The organism is Thalassotalea atypica (genome assembly GCF_030295975.1).
Lineage (GTDB): Bacteria > Pseudomonadota > Gammaproteobacteria > Enterobacterales > Alteromonadaceae > Thalassotalea_F > Thalassotalea_F atypica.
The window spans coordinates 683,554-699,925 of the sequence record NZ_AP027364.1 but is presented as its reverse complement, the minus strand read 5'-3'; the positions used below and the strand labels follow the sequence as shown (position 1 = coordinate 699,925).

Below are 16,372 nucleotides of genomic sequence, written 5' to 3'. Positions count from 1 at the left end.
AATGTCACTAAAATCTGTGTTTAAAAGAACGCCTGAATGCCCGTTTGCGCTCGACCTAAAATCAAGGCATGGACATCATGTGTTCCTTCGTATGTATTTACAGCTTCTAGGTTCATCACATGGCGAATAATATGGAACTCATCGCTAATACCGTTACCACCGTGCATGTCTCGAGCTGTGCGCGCTATATCTAGTGCTTTGCCACATGAGTTGCGCTTGATCAATGATATTGCTTCGGTCGGTAATTTGCCGTCATCCATCAAGCGACCTGCCTGTAGACAAGCAAATAAGCCTGTGGTGATTTCGGTTTGCATATCCGCAAGTTTTTTCTGGATCAGCTGGGTACCTGCTAGTGGCTTACCGAACTGTTCACGATCTAACGTGTACTGACGAGCGCCGTGCCAGCAAAACTCTGCAGCGCCTAACGCGCCCCAAGCAATACCGTAGCGTGCTTTATTCAAGCAGCCAAACGGGCCCGATAAGCCTTTCGCGTGTGGCAATAAGTTCTCTTCAGGTACAAAGACATTGTCCATCACGATTTCACCAGTGATAGAAGCGCGTAGTGAGAACTTACCTTCAATCTTAGGTGCTGAAAGACCTTCCATGCCTTTTTCTAAAATGAAGCCTTTGATATCACCCTCTAATTTGGCCCAGACGATGAAAATGTCGGCAATTGGCGAATTGGTGATCCACATTTTATTACCGGTGATACGGTAACCACCTTCAACGGCAATAGCACGCGTTGATAGGCTTGCAGGATCAGAGCCAGAATTTGGCTCGGTTAAACCAAAACAACCAATGTATTCAGCACTGGCTAATTTAGGCAAATACTTTTGTTTTTGCTCTTCACTACCGTAGGCATAAATAGGGTGCATCACCAGTGATGATTGCACACTCATCGCACTACGATAACCACTATCAACTCGTTCTACTTCACGTGCAACCAAACCATAAACCACATGATTAACGCCGGCACAGCCGTATTTTTCCGGTAAAGTACAACCTAACAAACCGAGCTCACCTAACTCTTTCATGATTTCTACATCAAATTTTTCATTTCGGTTTGCTTCAAGCACTCTTGGCATCAGTTTGTCTTGACAGTATTGGTGAGCACTATCGCGGATCATGCGCTCTTCTTCAGTTAACAGTGAATCTAAAAACAAAGGATCTTGCCAGTTAAACGCGGTTCTATTTGAAGTAGCCATAAAGTTGTTCCAGTAATGAAATAGTAATTGATTAATTATTGAGTCTAATTAAGCCTAAGCCAAAGTTGAAATATAGTTTTTCTAGACTAGGTATAGTTTTTACCTATATCATTGTACAAACCTTATTCAGCTTGCACTTGTTATATGTTTTCAGACATCAAGTAAAAAGCAGGCAAATTATTATCACTGGTAACAGCAATGGATTTGAAAACATTAAAATATTTTGTTGCCGTATATGAAACTAAAAGTTTTAGCAGTGCCGCTAAACAGTGCTTTATTGCCCAACCTTCGATATCTGCCGCTATTGCCCAGCTTGAATCCCAACTCAATGTAAAACTGTTCTCTCGCCATGCCCGAGGAGTTGTGGCAACAGAGCAAGGTGAAAAGCTGTTTCCCTTAGCAATGCAGCTTATTGGGCAGGCTGACGCGATCAAGCAAAGTTTTAGCACGGTGAGTAAAAAGCAAGAATTCAAACTTGGTGTCACCAAAGGGCTTGGTGTTAAGCGAATGAGTTTACTGCTCAAAGACTTTACCGCATCTCAACCGCACACAGCATTAACCTTAGTCCCGCCAAATGAAAAAAATAACGCTAAAATAGTGACCAAGGAAGAGCTCAATCCCGAAGATAAATATCTACCTTTTTGGCAAGAAGATTACCTGCTCGCGATGCCGCATCACCATGTACTGTCACTCAAGGAACAAATACAGCTCAGTGACTTTGAAAACCTTGCAATGATTAAGCGGACCCCTTGCCATGCTTGGCGTTCTTTAGAGGATACATTAGCCATTGCGGGCTTTAGTTTAGATATTCGCGCTAGCATTCAAACCATAGATTATGCACTTGGGTTAGTAAGTGCTGACCTAGGCTGTGCACTAGTCCCAGCTTATTCAGAAGTATTGGAGCATCCAAACATTATCTTTAGACCGATTGAAGATGTGCAGTTACGAAGGGAAATAGTGTTAGCCTATCAAGAAGAAAGTCCGGCATTGGAAACATTAAAAATGCTGGTTGATAATTACAAAGAGTAGGTATACTTCTAGCTTAAATAGCGCCGGCTTAAATATACCTACTTCATTTAAATTATATCGACTCCATTTGCTCAATATAATGAGTTAGCTACACCGTAACTAGTAGATATCTCCGCCAACAGTTAAGCCACTAGGTAAACTTTCTGGCTTTTCTTGGAAAAACTCATCTGTACTTAATGTTTTGAGAAAAGCTTCAATATCATTAAAGTCACCATCACCAATATCAACATCAATATCGCCCTTATCTTCATATGCTGCAATCGCGTCTATTAACGTCTCTCGAGAGCCATCGTGCATATAAGGCGCTGTATATGTAATATTTCTTAAACTTGGCGAGCGCACCACGGTGTCACCAATAATGGCCTCACCTTCGTGTAAAACATTATCAGATAACATGGGGCCAGAGTGGCAACGTGAACAGCCGCCATCAATGAACTTATTCAAACCAATAATTTCTTGGGCTGACAGTGCTGTGGTATCACCTGATAAAAACTGATCAAAACGCGTATTGGGTGTCATAATTTTTCGTTCAAAGGTAGCTATTGCTTTGGCAATATTTTCGCTGTTAACTGCATCAGTTGTACCAAAAGCTTGTTCAAATAACTCAACATAGGCAGGAATCGCTTTGAGTCGTGTGACAACTTCACCAAGGATATCTTGTTCACTGATATCATAACCAAGCATTTCCACCGGGTTTTGAATTGGCCCAAGCGCCTGTTCTTCTAGTGTTTCAGCTCTTAAGTCCCAGAAATAGCCACCCGAGATAAAGTCACTAGCAACATCATCATTAAGAATACCGGTATAAGCAACATTCATTATGGTCGGCGCATGAATATCAGTCACTTGTACACCGTAGCGCGATTCACCTAGACCTATTCCATCAGAGCCTATTGAAAATGCTCTACCATCAGCCCAACCTAAATCGGGATGATGGCACGAGGCACATGAGGTGTTGTAATTACCAGATAAAATCGGATCCCAGAATAGAAACTCACCTAACCTTTCTTTAGCTCCATTATATTTGTTATTCACAGGGTAAAATGGGGTTGTTGGTAATGATTTAAAAATTGCGGAATAGTCTCTAATTTCAGGGTCATCATCGATGCCTTCACCACCTCCACCTCCACATCCTAATATCGTCATGCAACCTAACACGATTACGGTACATTTGAATAACTTCATCTATAACAGCCTTATAATTCATATAGAAAAATTCATTGGGAAACACTTTCCAGTAACTGAAAACTAGTTTAGAAAATGGCGGGTCTAAGAAATGTCTAAAGAACAATTGAGCTCGCCAATAAACGCTGCTTTAGTTTTTGCTTTGATCATAACTGTGGTATAAAAAACACTAGTGGCGAGGATATCTACTCAATACACCTCTATCATTAATCAAAAGGATGCGAATAATGAATACACTCAAATTAGTCATACTTACCATTTTTTTTTAATTTTTGCTGGCTGCGGTGTTTTACCGATTAAAGCGGAAATAAAGGAAAATCACTTTAGAATAGAGAATTTTAAGAAAGATCAGGGGGATGATTTAGAATACGTCTACCTGATGTGTCGCAATAAAAAGCCCACCAATTGGTTCGGTGCCGAGCAGCATGAGCAAGGCCCACACAACTTGTGGGTCACAGCGAAATTTTCAAGACGTGGCATTGAGCATAGCGAAAGAGTCGCTTTTATTAATTTTAAAGTCAACTTGGCGGCCAATAAAAGCTACATGCTAAATCGACGTATATCGGAAGGTAGGGTTTCCGTATGGTTACAAGAAATAGATACTGGTGAATATGCCTCTGAAGTTATTACCACACAACTTGAACGACCCAAAGATTTCAAGAATGCACACAACTTGAAAATTAAACAGTGTAAATCAAGTTCCGTTTAGCTCCAATGAAACGTCCTAATTCAACAAGTTTTGATAATGAACTAGGACATCTCAATAACAAAGTGGCAGCTTAATCACTGACCTCAAAGCCCGCCGCTTTCATATTCTTTTTGAATTCATTTTTAAAGCAACCATTAGTGCTTTTACAGTTACTTAAGTACAGCTTTATTGCTTCTTGATTACCTTGGTGAGCGGCTTTATCAAGCCAAAAGAGCGCTTGCTTAGTATTGTCTTCTTTATTTTCAATTAAGTATGACTTTGCCAGATTCACTTGCCCCTTTGACAAACCAAGGCGTGCAGCCTTACTAAAGTACTCTCGTGCACTTTCAATATTGCCTTCAACTTGTGAATTTGCCATAAAAGCAAGTCCTCTATCGTTGTGCATATCAGCTAAATTTTTGTAATGTTTATTAATTGAAACATCATTGACGACCACATTGCCAAACAGCCTGTTACTTTTTGGGCGTAACACTTCAGTGACGATGTCTTTACGATAAAAAGCTTGAAATTGCGGTATCGTATATTTGTGCTCATTGCGATTAAAGTATCTTGAATCAATCACCATGCCACCTTTAATATCAATTTTAAGCGCAGACATTTTGGCGTATATATATCGGCTATAAACAACAGAAACCTCGTTACCGTTAACTATGGTCACTTTTGCTAATCTATATTTCTCATGCGGACGGATGTTTTCTGCAATACCTTGATAATTTAAGAAATAGAAATCATTCACTTTAGGAGAAGTGATGTAAGCTTGAGTTTGCAGCTCTTTTTGGTAGGCCTGATATTGCCAATAACACAGCGCCAATATCATCAACACCAACCCTGTATACATAGGTAAAATATGATAGAGCTTAAATAAACCGCGTTTTAACGACTTATACAATTTAACGTCTAAGCGTTTATTTTCAAGAGTATGCTGACAATGATTGCAGGTTAAGACGAGTTCTTTTCCTAGTGGCACAAACGGTAAATATTCTAGAAAAAAAAATGCATAGTTCACTCTACCCGCAATATTGACATCGCCACCATGGCAAGCGTCACAACAAACATCAGCCGTATCACCTCCCTGCAATTTAAAGCTACTGTATTCCATTTACCTGTCTCCCTATTAAGCAACACTCTCTTTTGATGCATTTTTCCTTAGAAAAATACGTCAAGAAGCAAAGTACGAAAGCATACGTACTTCATATAATGCACATATTTCAATCAACAATGCAAATGGTAAATCGTTGGTTTAGTAACGGTTAGTTGTAATAAATATTGCAACGTAAGAATGCTGCGAGGGACTTCATGCATCAGCACAATAATAAAACGTAGCATGAAGCGCATTAATACAACTGACCCAAGACAGCAATAGGCAGAGCTCATACCCTCACGCTCATCTGGTTGTTAAAAAGCCAATGTTGATGAATTACAGAGAGCTATAATCGCCAATAGTTCAATGACTTTCGTGCTTTTAGATTGCGAATTAGATTGAGCGGCTTTCTTTTTGAAACAGGGTTATAATTTAGAAAGCTATCTACTGCTTCAAGCACTCTGCTGCTTGATTGCCCATCACGATAAGGATGTGCTGCGCTTGCATAACGGTTAATAACGTTCATCATCTCATCAGGATAAGTTAATGCGTCATCTATTGCTGATTCTAACTCATCGATGGACTCCACATTTTTTAATCCCGTGATAAAACCGTCATTGTTAAAAGTGACGGCGGGCTTTCCAAGGACGAGGAAGTCAGTGATCATTGAAGAATAGTCGCCTAACATAACATCCGCTTGTTGCATGTAAGGAACAAGGTTATCCGTTTCAATGAATGTCAGGTTGTCGTGCTGAATGGCTTTATAAGACTCAACAATTTCAGCCGACATTTTAGGATGAAATGTGATCAGCCAATGGTATTTTCCTTGCTCAGATAACGCCATAATCTTTTCTTTTAGCGCCGGCGCTTGTGTTAACCGAGGGGAAAACGTTGAACTAAACAACACTATTTTCTTCTTTTTCTCGGCACGTTGTTTTGGCGTCTCTTTAAAATAAGGATCCATCTTGCACCAGCCGGTTTCAACAACCGAAAAGTTCTTGTGCTTATGTTCAAGTTGTTTAAAAGGTGCTGTTGATGTTGGCCCATGAGTACAATACAAATCGAAGCAATCTCGTATAATAAAATGGTAATTTACATTGTCTTTTTGTCTGGTTTTCCAACCAACAAAACCATGAAACACGCTGACCTTTATGCCAGGAATAAAGCTAGGCACCATATTTCCGGGAACAAAAACGGCAACGGGATTATAGTCGACACAATCCTCTATACTGCCTACCACAGATTCATCCTTATTGAAGTAGTCTACGTTAACCTTACTACCGGCAACATACCACTTCACTTCATCACCTCTTGCTAAAATTTCTTTTTGCAAAGGGCGCAAAATTTGAAAAGAATAGTTTTCAGAAATATAGAATAAGTAATTTTTCTTCATAAACTCAAAGCCTAGTTCGTAATGGGTCAAAGCTGTGCGTTAATCCACGGTATAACGCCGAGAATGTCATACACTGCGTGCGATTTATGGAGAAAGTTTAGCGCTGATGGTGTCGAATAAATGTCTATAAAAAGTGATGATTTGTGATCTTTTCGTTCATGAAATAGCCCAAAGGTAATCTAGTAAAATCACTGTGCGGTTTATCAGTGCATATTTAGCAAAAATCCCTTAAACGTCGTTCTGTGATAGATACAAAATAGTCTTGTTATACATTTGTGATAACTTCGTGACTCAGTTGCAATAAATTCCTTTCATACTACTTTCTCGAACGATTAAACATCTAACTAAAAGAGAGAAAACCATGTATAAATCAAAGTCATTTTTGCTCACCAGCCTGTTGATCGCGACATCTGGTTTTAGCCAAGCAGCAGATTTAGAAATTACGATCACCAACTTAACCCAAGGGACCTATTTTACGCCAGTTATTACCGCGGCACATGCAAGCGATCTGTCCATGTTTACCCTCGGACAAGCAGCATCTGCTGAATTGCAAATGATGGCAGAAGGTGGTGATATTTCTGGGCTTTCCTCAGTGTTAATCAATGCCAATGCTGATGTTATTGAAAATCCAGCTGCAGGTTTGCTTGGACCTGCTGCATCAACAACCTACATGATGACCAATGCGGACAGCAATACGCACTTGTCAATGACAACAATGATTTTACCGACCAATGATGGTTTTGTTGGTTTGAATAGCTGGGAAATCCCGGAAGAAGCAGGAACTTATACTGTTTATCTCAACGCCTATGATGCAGGTACGGAAGCAAATAATGAAGTGGTTAATGGCGGCGGAGCACCTGGTATATTAGGTATTCCAGCAGCACCTGGCGGTTTGGCCGGCACAGGTGGCACAGGAGTCACCGATATGGAAGAAAACACCAATATTCATATTCACCGAGGTAACTTAGGGGATGACGATTTAGCCGGCGGCAAAAGTGACATCAACAATACTGTTCATCGTTGGTTAAACCCTGTCGCTAAAATGACAATCGTTGTTCAATAGGGGCCGATCATGCTGATACAAAAATCTTTTCTAATAAAACTGACCATAGCTTCAGCTATGTTAACACTACTCACCGGTTGTCCGTTCGATGACGACGATGATAACGATACACCTGTTGTTGTTATGCCGCCGCCAGCACCGACGCCAGATCCAGAATATACCTACGAGGTCACGGTTGAAAATTTAACTTACGCGCAGCCTATGTCGCCCGTTGCTGCTATTTTGCACCTTGAAAATAAGCTCTGGGAAGTAGGTATGGCTGCATCCAATGAACTAGAAGTATTGGCTGAAGGTGGTGATAACTCTGGCTTTATTGGCCAAGATGTAGCTATAGCGTCAAGCAGCAGCGATGGCATTTTGATGCCCGGTATGACCACCACAGTCACTGTTACAACTACGGATATGATGGCAAATAATATTACCGTTGCGACAATGTTGGTGAATACAAATGATGCTTTCTCAGGTCTAACTGGAGTAGATCTGTCTTCTTTAGCCGTTGAAGAGTCAAAATCATGGACATTAGGCACGTACGACGCAGGCACTGAACTTAACTCAGAGGCTGCTGGCACTATTCCGGGACCAGCCGATGGTGGTACCGGATACGATGAAATGCGTGACGACATTAATAATGTTGTAGCCATGCATTCAGGTGTAGTGAGTATGGATGACGGTCTGACAAGTTCGGTATTAACTCAAGCCCATCGCTTTGATAATCCGACCTTGAAACTGACAATAACGCGAACACAGTAAAGAAATCGCCCTGGTCGATTTCTCGGCCAGGGATTATGACTGATAAAATTTTGATCATTGAAGATGAACGCGATATCGCCTTACTTATTCAAACACATATGTCTGAATTAGGCTTGCAATCTGATATTTGCGGTAACGGGCAATCTGGACTCGATCGTGCCACTGAGAATGATTACCAATTGGTAATGCTAGATATCATGTTACCTGATATTAGTGGATTGGACGTATGTCGGCAATTACGCGAGAGAAAGCCGTTACAAGCAATGATGATGCTAACCTCACGCAGCAGTGAAACCGATCGTGTATTGGGATTGGAACTTGGTGCAGACGACTACCTAACCAAACCTTTTAGTGTTCGGGAACTGCAAGCAAGAGTGCGCTCACAATTGCGACGAGTACATTGTTTTGAAGTACTAGAGCAAAGTATGAAAACACCCCAAGACGCGGTAATTTGTGTCGGTAAGCTGATGGTCGATGACCGTTGCCATAAAGTGACCTACGACAACAGCAATATTGAACTGACCTCAACAGAGTTTGAATTATTAAGCTTTTTAGGTAAGCACCCGGATCAAGTATTTTCCCGTACGCAACTACTCGATTCTGTCTGGGGCTATCACCACAGTGGTTACGAGCACACGGTCAATTCTCACATTAACCGCCTGAGAAACAAACTTGAGCATGACGTTACCAGCCCTCAGATCATTCAAACCGTTTGGGGTGTCGGGTACAAACTTAGCTCGGCAGGAGTCGCCTAATGGCATTACAACAAACGTCAATCTTTTCATTTTTTTCGCTGTATCCAATGTCACTGTATAAAAGATTAGCATTGAGCATGACACTTGTTTTTGCTTTGATACTTTACGTGATTTACAACTGGAGTAGCTCGCTAGCGCAATACGCTACAGTGCAAGCAGAGCAAAAATTACATACTGAATTAGCACAGCATTTGGCCGATGATAACCCCTTATTACAAGACGGTGTTTATGATAAGAAAGCTTTGGAGAATTTGTTTCATACTTTGATGTTGCTTGGTCCTGCCTTTGAATTCTATTACTTAGACCCGGCAGGCAAAATTTTAACTTATTCTGCTGATGCCAACAAAATTAGAAGGCAATCGGTAGATTTATCGCCTATCCATCAATTTATCGCGCAACCCACCAGTCTACCAATATTCGGCCAAGACCCTCGTGACAGCACACGTGAAAAAATATTTTCGGCGGCGCCGATATATCAAGACAAAGCATTACAAGGTTACTTGTATGTGATCATTGGTGGTGAAATTTATGACTCTATCTTTAGTGCTGCAAAACAAGATCAAGCCCTTTTTCGCCAAATTATCTGGGTTGGAATTAGCCTAATCTTATTGTTGGTGATGATTTTGGTCCTGTTCCGCTACTTCACCTCGCCGCTTCGTACATTGGCAAAAGATATGGAAGCGATCAAAGCAGCAAATTTCGACCAAGAAACCGTATCATTAACAAGATGGCAGCCAGATGATAACAATGAAGTCGCTCAACTTGGCTGTGCTTTTCTTTCCATGGTTGAACAAATAAACCAACAAATAGAACAACTGAATCATAATGACAAAATTCGTCGAGAATTGCTCGCCCACCTCTCTCATGATTTACGTACACCACTGTCTGCCATGCAGGGCTATATTGAAATATTATCACTCAAGAATGATTCGCTAACATTGACTGAACGCGAGCAATACATTACGACGGTGATGAGAAATGCTGAACAACTGAAATTACTTATCGATCAAATATTTGAACTGGCACACTTAGAAGACGGCCAAGTGTCAGTGCACTTTGAAACATTTCCCATTGGCGAACTCGTACATGACATAATTGCGAAGTTTTCCGTAAAAGCGCAACAAGCCAATATCGAACTGTGCCTGTTGCCACAGAACTTACAGCACGTTATTTATTCTGATATCGCCAAGTTAGAGCGCATTTTGTCTAACCTCATTGAAAACGCCTTAAGGCATACGCCAACCAATGGAAAAATTGTATTAGCCATTGTCCTCATTGGAGATCGTCTGTCTATTTCAGTGACTGATACGGGTAGCGGTATTAACGACAGCGAATTGGCTTACATTTTTGATGCCAGATACCGAGCTAGCAATGCCAAAGGAGAAAAAAACAAGCACGCGGGTTTAGGATTAGCAATCAGCAAAAAACTCAGCCAAATTCTCAACAGTGAACTGACCGTTGAAAGCAAACTAGGTCAAGGTTGCAAGTTCTCTTTAAGCATGGCAGCCAATAAGTAGGCGTTTGTTGATTATTTTGCTCGTGTTAAAACACATTTAGCCCAAAGGATGGTAAATGCATAGAAAGGGGTTGGGGATAGTTATGTTTTGCTTGCCCTCCTACGCTTTGGCAGCGGGCGTTGACGCCATACTATGGATTCCCGTTGGATGGTTGGTTGCACTCGCTTTTTTTATTACGTCTGTATTTATTACACCGAAGAAAAATCTACCACTGACACTTCATGCTTCTAGCGCAGCATTTTATATACTGTTTGCATTTCTTCAGTCTGGGTATGAGTGGATTTTTTTCTTTTTGCTCTTCTACCCCGTGTTATCGTCCATAGCTATTTTCATATTCGCACTACGCTATAGAGCAAAATGCAATAAGCTCTAGTTGCTAGAATCATCGATAAATTGACTATACAGTCAGTTGCTGGCGTGTATTTTTGTCAAAGTAAGACAATAAGTCTAAACATTGTTCAATGGGTATCGCTGGGCTATAAAAGTAGCCTTGGATATAGTCACAATTTAGTTTGCGCAACAAATCAAGCTGTTCTTGCTCTTCCACACCTTCCGCAACAACAGACATTCCAAGCTTATGGGCCAGTTCGATTAACGTATTCGTTAGTATTTGGTTTTTATCTTCAGTCAGTAATTTTCTAATAAAAGTGCGATCTATTTTCAAAATATCGGCAGAATAATCCATCAAATTACTTAACGAGGAATAGCCTGTGCAAAAATCGTCTAATGACACTTTAAAGTGATGAGCTCTGAGTTCATTTAGTACATTTTTGGCATGCAAATTCGAAGACATGGCCACAGATTCTGTAACTTCAATAATAATATGTTGATGCGATAATCCGTGTTTTGCTGCCGCAGTCGAAATTGCCTCAACTTGATTATTATCATACCGAAATTCATTGATCGATCGATTGATGGCAATGGAGATATCTCCATAGCCAAGTGAATGTATTTTGGCGAGGCTCTCACAAGATTGCTCTAAAACAAACTGCCCTAATGGTATAATTAGGTTCGATTTTTCCGCTATCGCAATAAACTCATCCGGCGAAATAAAGCCATAGTCTTCATCTTGCCAGCGTACAAGTGCTTCAAATTTTTCAATTTTATTTTCTCTAACATTAATTATCGGTTGATAATAAACCGTCAATTCTTGCTGCTTAATGGCTAATTTTAGTTTTTCCCGTAGTGCCAAATCTCGTAACAAATCTTGGTGCAATTGAGCGTCATAAACGCCAATGCTAGAGAGTTCTTCATATTTGACCGAGTGCATCGCGTGGTGAGCAGCACGCATCAAATCAGGTATTTTTTTTGCGCTTTCAGGGTAATGAGCTAAGCCAACACAAATATGAATGTCAATTAATAGGTGATTAATCGTTATTGGTTTATCACAGATATCTAGGAGTTTACGGACAATTTTTTCACTTTGGTTGATATTCAAATTAGTTAGTTTAACAACAAATTCATCGCCTCCGTATCGGCATGCTAAATCACTCCCCTCGATAATGCTTTTTATGCTCTGTCCAACAAATTCAAGTAGTTGGTCGCAAATATCCTGCCCGTAAATATCATTGAGGTCTTTAAACCGAACAATATCGATATAGGCTATAGTAAAGGGCTGTAGGCTCCTTTCTCTGGAGTCTTGTTCTAGTCGTTGTAAAAACGCTCTACGGTTATATAAACCGGTGATAGGTTCATTGTTGGCATAAAAAGAGAGCTTTTTTTCTGTTTCTTTCCATACGGAAATATCTTTGAACACTGCAATATAATTGGTGATTTCTTGGCTTTCGTTTTTTACTTCATTGATAGACACGGCAACAGGAACAATCTCGCCACTTTTTCGCTTATTATAAACTTCGCCGTGCCAACAACCTTCTTGATGTAATACTTGCCACATATCTTGGAAAAACTCAGCACCATGTTCGCCAGAATTTAACATGGAAGGGTATTGTCCAATGACTTCATCAATGGAATAACCTGAGCAAGATACAAAGGCATTATTGACTTGAATAATTCTATTATCCTTGTCGGTAATCATGACCGGTTCGATGGTGTGTTCAAACATCATATTGGACAGGTAGAGTGCTTGATTTATATGGTAGATCTCAGAAATATCCTGCAACACCATTTGTAAAATAGGCGCCTCAGTTATTTTATCAATACCCAACCTTCCCAATATAGCCACATACTTAAACCCATTTTCGCCGTTTATAACTTTGATATTAAATTTAAAGTGGCTTAAACCATCTACAAGTACCTGATTAATTTCGTTCTCAATGTATGCATGATCACGCTGAGGGGTAATTGACATCAATTTTTTTCGAGTTACAAGCGTATGTGGCGTAAGCCCTAAAACACTATAAATTTGCTCGCTGTGGATAATATCATCAGTGACAGTATTCCACTCAATAATGCAAGTTTTTGCCAGCTCTTCACCTAATTCCAGTTTTGAAATCAAGGCACTTTGATGTTTGCTTGTTAACTCATAACTTATCTCTACGCCCAGTAAGTAGGAAACATCAGTAAACCATTGTTTATCTAATTGGCTTTCATCCAACTCCCGATCAAACAAACAAACGAGCAAACCTACAACTTCGTTATTAAATGACCGAATGGCAATCCCCATATACCCCTGAATAGCAAGCTTATTCAGGTCAATATCTTCTGGAAAGCAGCGTTGTACATCAATGGGGTAACAACAAACGCCGGAGATCTTCTTCGCCTCAGCGCAAGGCGTTCCTTCTAGGGGATAGGAGATATTATTGACGACTTGTCCGTTCTTTAGGTGCAAGGAACTTTTGACTGTGTTGTCATCAACAAATTTACCGATAAAACAATGTGTAGGGCTAAGTTTTTGATAAATTTGTTCCAACACCCACTGACTACGAATTTCTCGTGTCGGTAAAGCTATGAAATCCGAAATAACAACGTTTTTCATCACGTTATATATAGTACCTTCTTAGGTTATCTTCAGTGTTCAACTGATGAATTACAGTATCGAACAAGGAAATTAAGACAAGTTAAATAAGGAGGTTAACAATGCGGATGTCCCGTGCCAATAGTACATAGGGGGAAGGTTACAAATGGATTACAACTGCAAACGAAGTGCAACTTCTGACAATGTAGGCGAAGTTAGCGTATCGCTTAGTTTTATTACTATAGCAGTAATTATATCAATATAGGTCCGTACAAAGCAGTTACAAGAAAAATGAATAATCCACACTAATTGCAGTAAGCAAAAAAGCTATTTTTAGGAAGCCAATTACCTGACCAGTCACGCCATTTATTCTTTTTTAGTTATTTGAAGCGACTTTTAATCACCGAATAGTTTTTCGAACCAATTTCGTTTGTCTTCTGCTTTTTCCAAACATTGATAGTAAGAAAGGCTTGTTTGAATCGCAGGGTATTGCTTCATTTGCAAACAAGTTTCATCAACTGCATTACCCGTTTGCGCCTCAAATGTGGTCATTGCAACCGTTTGAGGTGGTTCCATGTTTAAATTGCTTACTCCTGATTTTTTCATATAATCAGCAAATAGCACGAGCGCCCCTGAGCTACCCGTTAGTTTTGTCGCTTTGTTGTTATCAAAGCCGACCCACGTCGTGACAAGTTGCTGCTCATCGTACCCTATAAACCAGCTGTCTTTTAGGTCATTACTTGTACCGGTTTTACCTGCCAGCTTTTTGTTTTTTAATCGCCAAGTTAACGATCTTGCCGTGCCGGTTGTTGTGACTTGGTGCAATGCATAATCAATTAAATACATAGCTTGTTCAGACACTCTCGGCTCGGGTTGTTGACTGAACTCCCATAAGGTTTCACCCTGACTAGAGATGATTTTAGTGATCGCATGACCTTGCTGATACTGACCACCTTTTGCTAGCGTTAAGTACAATTGGTTAATTTCCAGTGGCGACATATTCATTGCGCCAAGCAGCATGGACGGACGCTCAACCACTTCTTTTTCATAACCTAGCATTTGTATCGCTTGGCTCACTTGACCTAACCCCAATGACATGCCTAAGTTTACGGTAGGTACATTCAGCGAATGCACGAGTCCATCTATCATCGGCACTTTGCCTCTGAACTTACCGTCATAATTTTTCGGCCGCCATTCCATGCCATTGTCATTTTTGAGCACCACAGGCTGATCTTCAATAAGTGTTGCCAAATTATAATGCTCGTACTGCTCTAGGGCGGGTAAATAAACCGCGGGCTTGACTAATGAGCCAATGTGCCTTTTCGCGTTAAGAACCCGATTAAAACCGCTAATATGGCGATTTCTATCACCAACTACGGCATTGATTTCGCTAGTTACAATATCAGTAACCATCATGGCCGCTTGAAGATCCTTATGCTGATATTTCTGTTCAATAGCCTTGAGCTGATGCTCCACTGTTTGCTCAAGTAAGTATTGTTTAGTTGGTGAAAACCCAGTAAAAACCTTGATGCCTGCTACATCGCTAAACTCTTGCAATTGCTCGGCTAACTCCATCTTGACCAGTTGCATATAGCCGGGAAATTTTTGATGGGCTAGGCGTCGTTTAGCGCGAATACTTAAAGGAGATTCAACCGCTTGTTCAAATTGCGCCCGCTCAATTAGATGCTGCTCGAACATCATCCGTAAAATGAGGTTTCTGCGCTCTGTTGCGCGTTTAGGGTGACGCCACGGATCGTAATAACTAGGGCCTTTGATCTGGGCAATTAATGTCGCCATTTGCGCCGCATCGAGCTGTTCAATGTCAACGCCAAAATAAAAATTAGCCGCCAAGCCAAAACCATAAATACCATTGGCATAATGTTGACCCAAGTACACTTCATTAACATACGCTTCTAGTAACTGATCTTTTGAATAACGTAGCTCTAAGATTATCGACATTAAGGCTTCATTAAATTTACGGATCAATGTTTTTTCTCTGGTTAAAAACATGTTCTTAACCAGTTGCTGGGTCAACGTACTCCCCCCTTGAACGGTTCTGCCAGCGATAATATTGGTCACCAATGCGCGTAATATTCCTAGAGGAGATATACCTGAATGAAAATAGAAATCACGATCCTCAACCAGTAACAAGGTATCGAGCAACGATTCAGGTACTTGCTCCAACGCAACTAAGACTCTGTCTTCATTATTGTTCGGTACAATACGATCGAGTAACATCGGCTCAAGTTGAACCCCTTGTTGTGAAACTTCATCCTGATATAACTTTGTGATTTGGCCACTATGTGCATCGACGGTGATCACCGCTGCTCCAACTTCTCCTTGACCTGAGTCGAAGCTGCGACGATAAACAATAATACGTTTTGTTGATAAGGCGTATTGTCCAGGGCGAAATACTTTTCGTACTTTTTGATAGCCGGAGTAGCGTAGAGATTGTGCCGTTAAATTCAAATCAAATTTATCACCCACTTGAAGGTTTATGATTTGACTAAAAACCTGAACCGGTACTTGCCAGCGCTCACCTTCAAAGCGTTGTCTTACTTTGCCATCCAAATAAATGGTATAGATACCTATCGCGAATATCACAATCAAGGTCAATTTAACCACTAAGCCTAATGCTTTTCTGGTTAATGTTTTCTTCTTTGTTACGATCGACTGATTGCCCGCAACGGCTTTAGTTTTTGAGTGCGCTTTTGATGCAGTTTTTTTAGTCGTCGTTGTTTTTTTAGTCACTGTATAAGTCGTTCACGTTCGAT

The 16,372-nt window shown here is 40.5% G+C and carries 12 protein-coding genes; 6 read left to right on the top strand and 6 right to left on the bottom strand.

Annotated features, from left to right (window positions below):
* Positions 1-20 precede the first annotated feature (20 nt).
* Positions 21-1,205, bottom strand: a complete 1,185-nt coding sequence (locus tag QUE03_RS03230) for an acyl-CoA dehydrogenase (RefSeq protein ID WP_286265036.1) — start codon at positions 1,203-1,205, stop codon at positions 21-23.
* A gap of 198 nt (positions 1,206-1,403) precedes the next feature.
* On the opposite strand from QUE03_RS03230, the gene QUE03_RS03225 reads away from it, so the two are divergent.
* On the top strand, positions 1,404-2,234 hold the full coding sequence (locus QUE03_RS03225; RefSeq protein WP_286265034.1) for a LysR family transcriptional regulator: 831 nt from the start codon (positions 1,404-1,406) through the stop codon (positions 2,232-2,234).
* Positions 2,235-2,333: 99 nt separating this feature from the next.
* Here the strand turns inward: QUE03_RS03225 and QUE03_RS03220 are convergent, their stop codons facing one another.
* Positions 2,334-3,416, bottom strand: a complete 1,083-nt coding sequence (locus tag QUE03_RS03220; RefSeq protein ID WP_286265033.1) for a cytochrome-c peroxidase — start codon at positions 3,414-3,416, stop codon at positions 2,334-2,336.
* 172 nt (positions 3,417-3,588) lie between these two features.
* On the opposite strand from QUE03_RS03220, the gene QUE03_RS03215 reads away from it, so the two are divergent.
* Positions 3,589-4,125: a hypothetical protein gene (locus QUE03_RS03215; RefSeq protein ID WP_286265031.1), complete on the top strand. Its 537-nt coding sequence runs from the start codon at positions 3,589-3,591 to the stop codon at positions 4,123-4,125.
* A 70-nt stretch (positions 4,126-4,195) separates the two neighbouring features.
* On the opposite strand, the gene QUE03_RS03210 is transcribed toward QUE03_RS03215, so the two are convergent.
* Positions 4,196-5,224, bottom strand: coding sequence for a tetratricopeptide repeat protein (locus tag QUE03_RS03210; protein ID WP_286265029.1), 1,029 nt, complete (start codon positions 5,222-5,224; stop codon positions 4,196-4,198).
* Between the two features lie 328 nt (positions 5,225-5,552).
* Positions 5,553-6,599, bottom strand: coding sequence for a CDP-glycerol glycerophosphotransferase family protein (locus tag QUE03_RS03205; RefSeq protein WP_286265027.1), 1,047 nt, complete (start codon positions 6,597-6,599; stop codon positions 5,553-5,555).
* A 361-nt stretch (positions 6,600-6,960) separates the two neighbouring features.
* Between QUE03_RS03205 and QUE03_RS03200 the strand changes: the two genes are divergently transcribed.
* From QUE03_RS03200 to QUE03_RS03185, 4 genes are read left to right on the top strand one after another with little or no spacing between them, the layout of a single operon-like run.
* Positions 6,961-7,662 carry a spondin domain-containing protein gene (locus QUE03_RS03200; RefSeq protein WP_286265024.1) on the top strand — a complete coding sequence of 234 codons (702 nt, stop codon included), beginning with the start codon at positions 6,961-6,963 and terminating at the stop codon, positions 7,660-7,662.
* 9 nt (positions 7,663-7,671) lie between these two features.
* Positions 7,672-8,412 (top strand): spondin domain-containing protein, encoded by a 741-nt coding sequence (locus tag QUE03_RS03195; RefSeq protein WP_286265022.1) that lies wholly within the window; start codon positions 7,672-7,674, stop codon positions 8,410-8,412.
* Between the two features lie 35 nt (positions 8,413-8,447).
* Complete coding sequence (locus QUE03_RS03190; protein WP_286265020.1) at positions 8,448-9,167, top strand: response regulator transcription factor; 720 nt, start codon at positions 8,448-8,450, stop codon at positions 9,165-9,167.
* On the top strand, positions 9,167-10,684 hold the full coding sequence (locus QUE03_RS03185; protein WP_286265018.1) for a sensor histidine kinase: 1,518 nt from the start codon (positions 9,167-9,169) through the stop codon (positions 10,682-10,684). Before QUE03_RS03190 ends, QUE03_RS03185 begins: the two co-directional genes overlap by 1 nt.
* A gap of 397 nt (positions 10,685-11,081) precedes the next feature.
* Here the strand turns inward: QUE03_RS03185 and QUE03_RS03180 are convergent, their stop codons facing one another.
* A complete protein-coding gene (locus QUE03_RS03180) occupies positions 11,082-13,619 on the bottom strand; it encodes a putative bifunctional diguanylate cyclase/phosphodiesterase (RefSeq protein ID WP_286267738.1) in 2,538 nt (845 codons plus the stop codon).
* Positions 13,620-13,994: 375 nt separating this feature from the next.
* Positions 13,995-16,349, bottom strand: coding sequence for a penicillin-binding protein 1B (mrcB, locus tag QUE03_RS03175; protein ID WP_286265016.1), 2,355 nt, complete (start codon positions 16,347-16,349; stop codon positions 13,995-13,997).
* Positions 16,350-16,372: the final 23 nt, after the last annotated feature.

What these genes read in the sequence shown, in the direction of transcription:
- QUE03_RS03190 (WP_286265020.1), top strand. Translation starts at nt 8,448, where the DNA reads ATGACTGATAAAATTTTGATCATTGAAGATGAACGCGATATCGCCTTA.
- QUE03_RS03225 (WP_286265034.1), top strand. Translation starts at nt 1,404, where the DNA reads ATGGATTTGAAAACATTAAAATATTTTGTTGCCGTATATGAAACTAAA.
- QUE03_RS03220 (WP_286265033.1), bottom strand. Translation starts at nt 3,416, where the DNA reads ATGAAGTTATTCAAATGTACCGTAATCGTGTTAGGTTGCATGACGATA.
- QUE03_RS03205 (WP_286265027.1), bottom strand. Translation starts at nt 6,599, where the DNA reads ATGAAGAAAAATTACTTATTCTATATTTCTGAAAACTATTCTTTTCAA.
- QUE03_RS03200 (WP_286265024.1), top strand. Translation starts at nt 6,961, where the DNA reads ATGTATAAATCAAAGTCATTTTTGCTCACCAGCCTGTTGATCGCGACA.
- QUE03_RS03210 (WP_286265029.1), bottom strand. Translation starts at nt 5,224, where the DNA reads ATGGAATACAGTAGCTTTAAATTGCAGGGAGGTGATACGGCTGATGTT.
- QUE03_RS03195 (WP_286265022.1), top strand. Translation starts at nt 7,672, where the DNA reads ATGCTGATACAAAAATCTTTTCTAATAAAACTGACCATAGCTTCAGCT.
- QUE03_RS03185 (WP_286265018.1), top strand. Translation starts at nt 9,167, where the DNA reads ATGGCATTACAACAAACGTCAATCTTTTCATTTTTTTCGCTGTATCCA.
- QUE03_RS03180 (WP_286267738.1), bottom strand. Translation starts at nt 13,619, where the DNA reads ATGAAAAACGTTGTTATTTCGGATTTCATAGCTTTACCGACACGAGAA.
- QUE03_RS03230 (WP_286265036.1), bottom strand. Translation starts at nt 1,205, where the DNA reads ATGGCTACTTCAAATAGAACCGCGTTTAACTGGCAAGATCCTTTGTTT.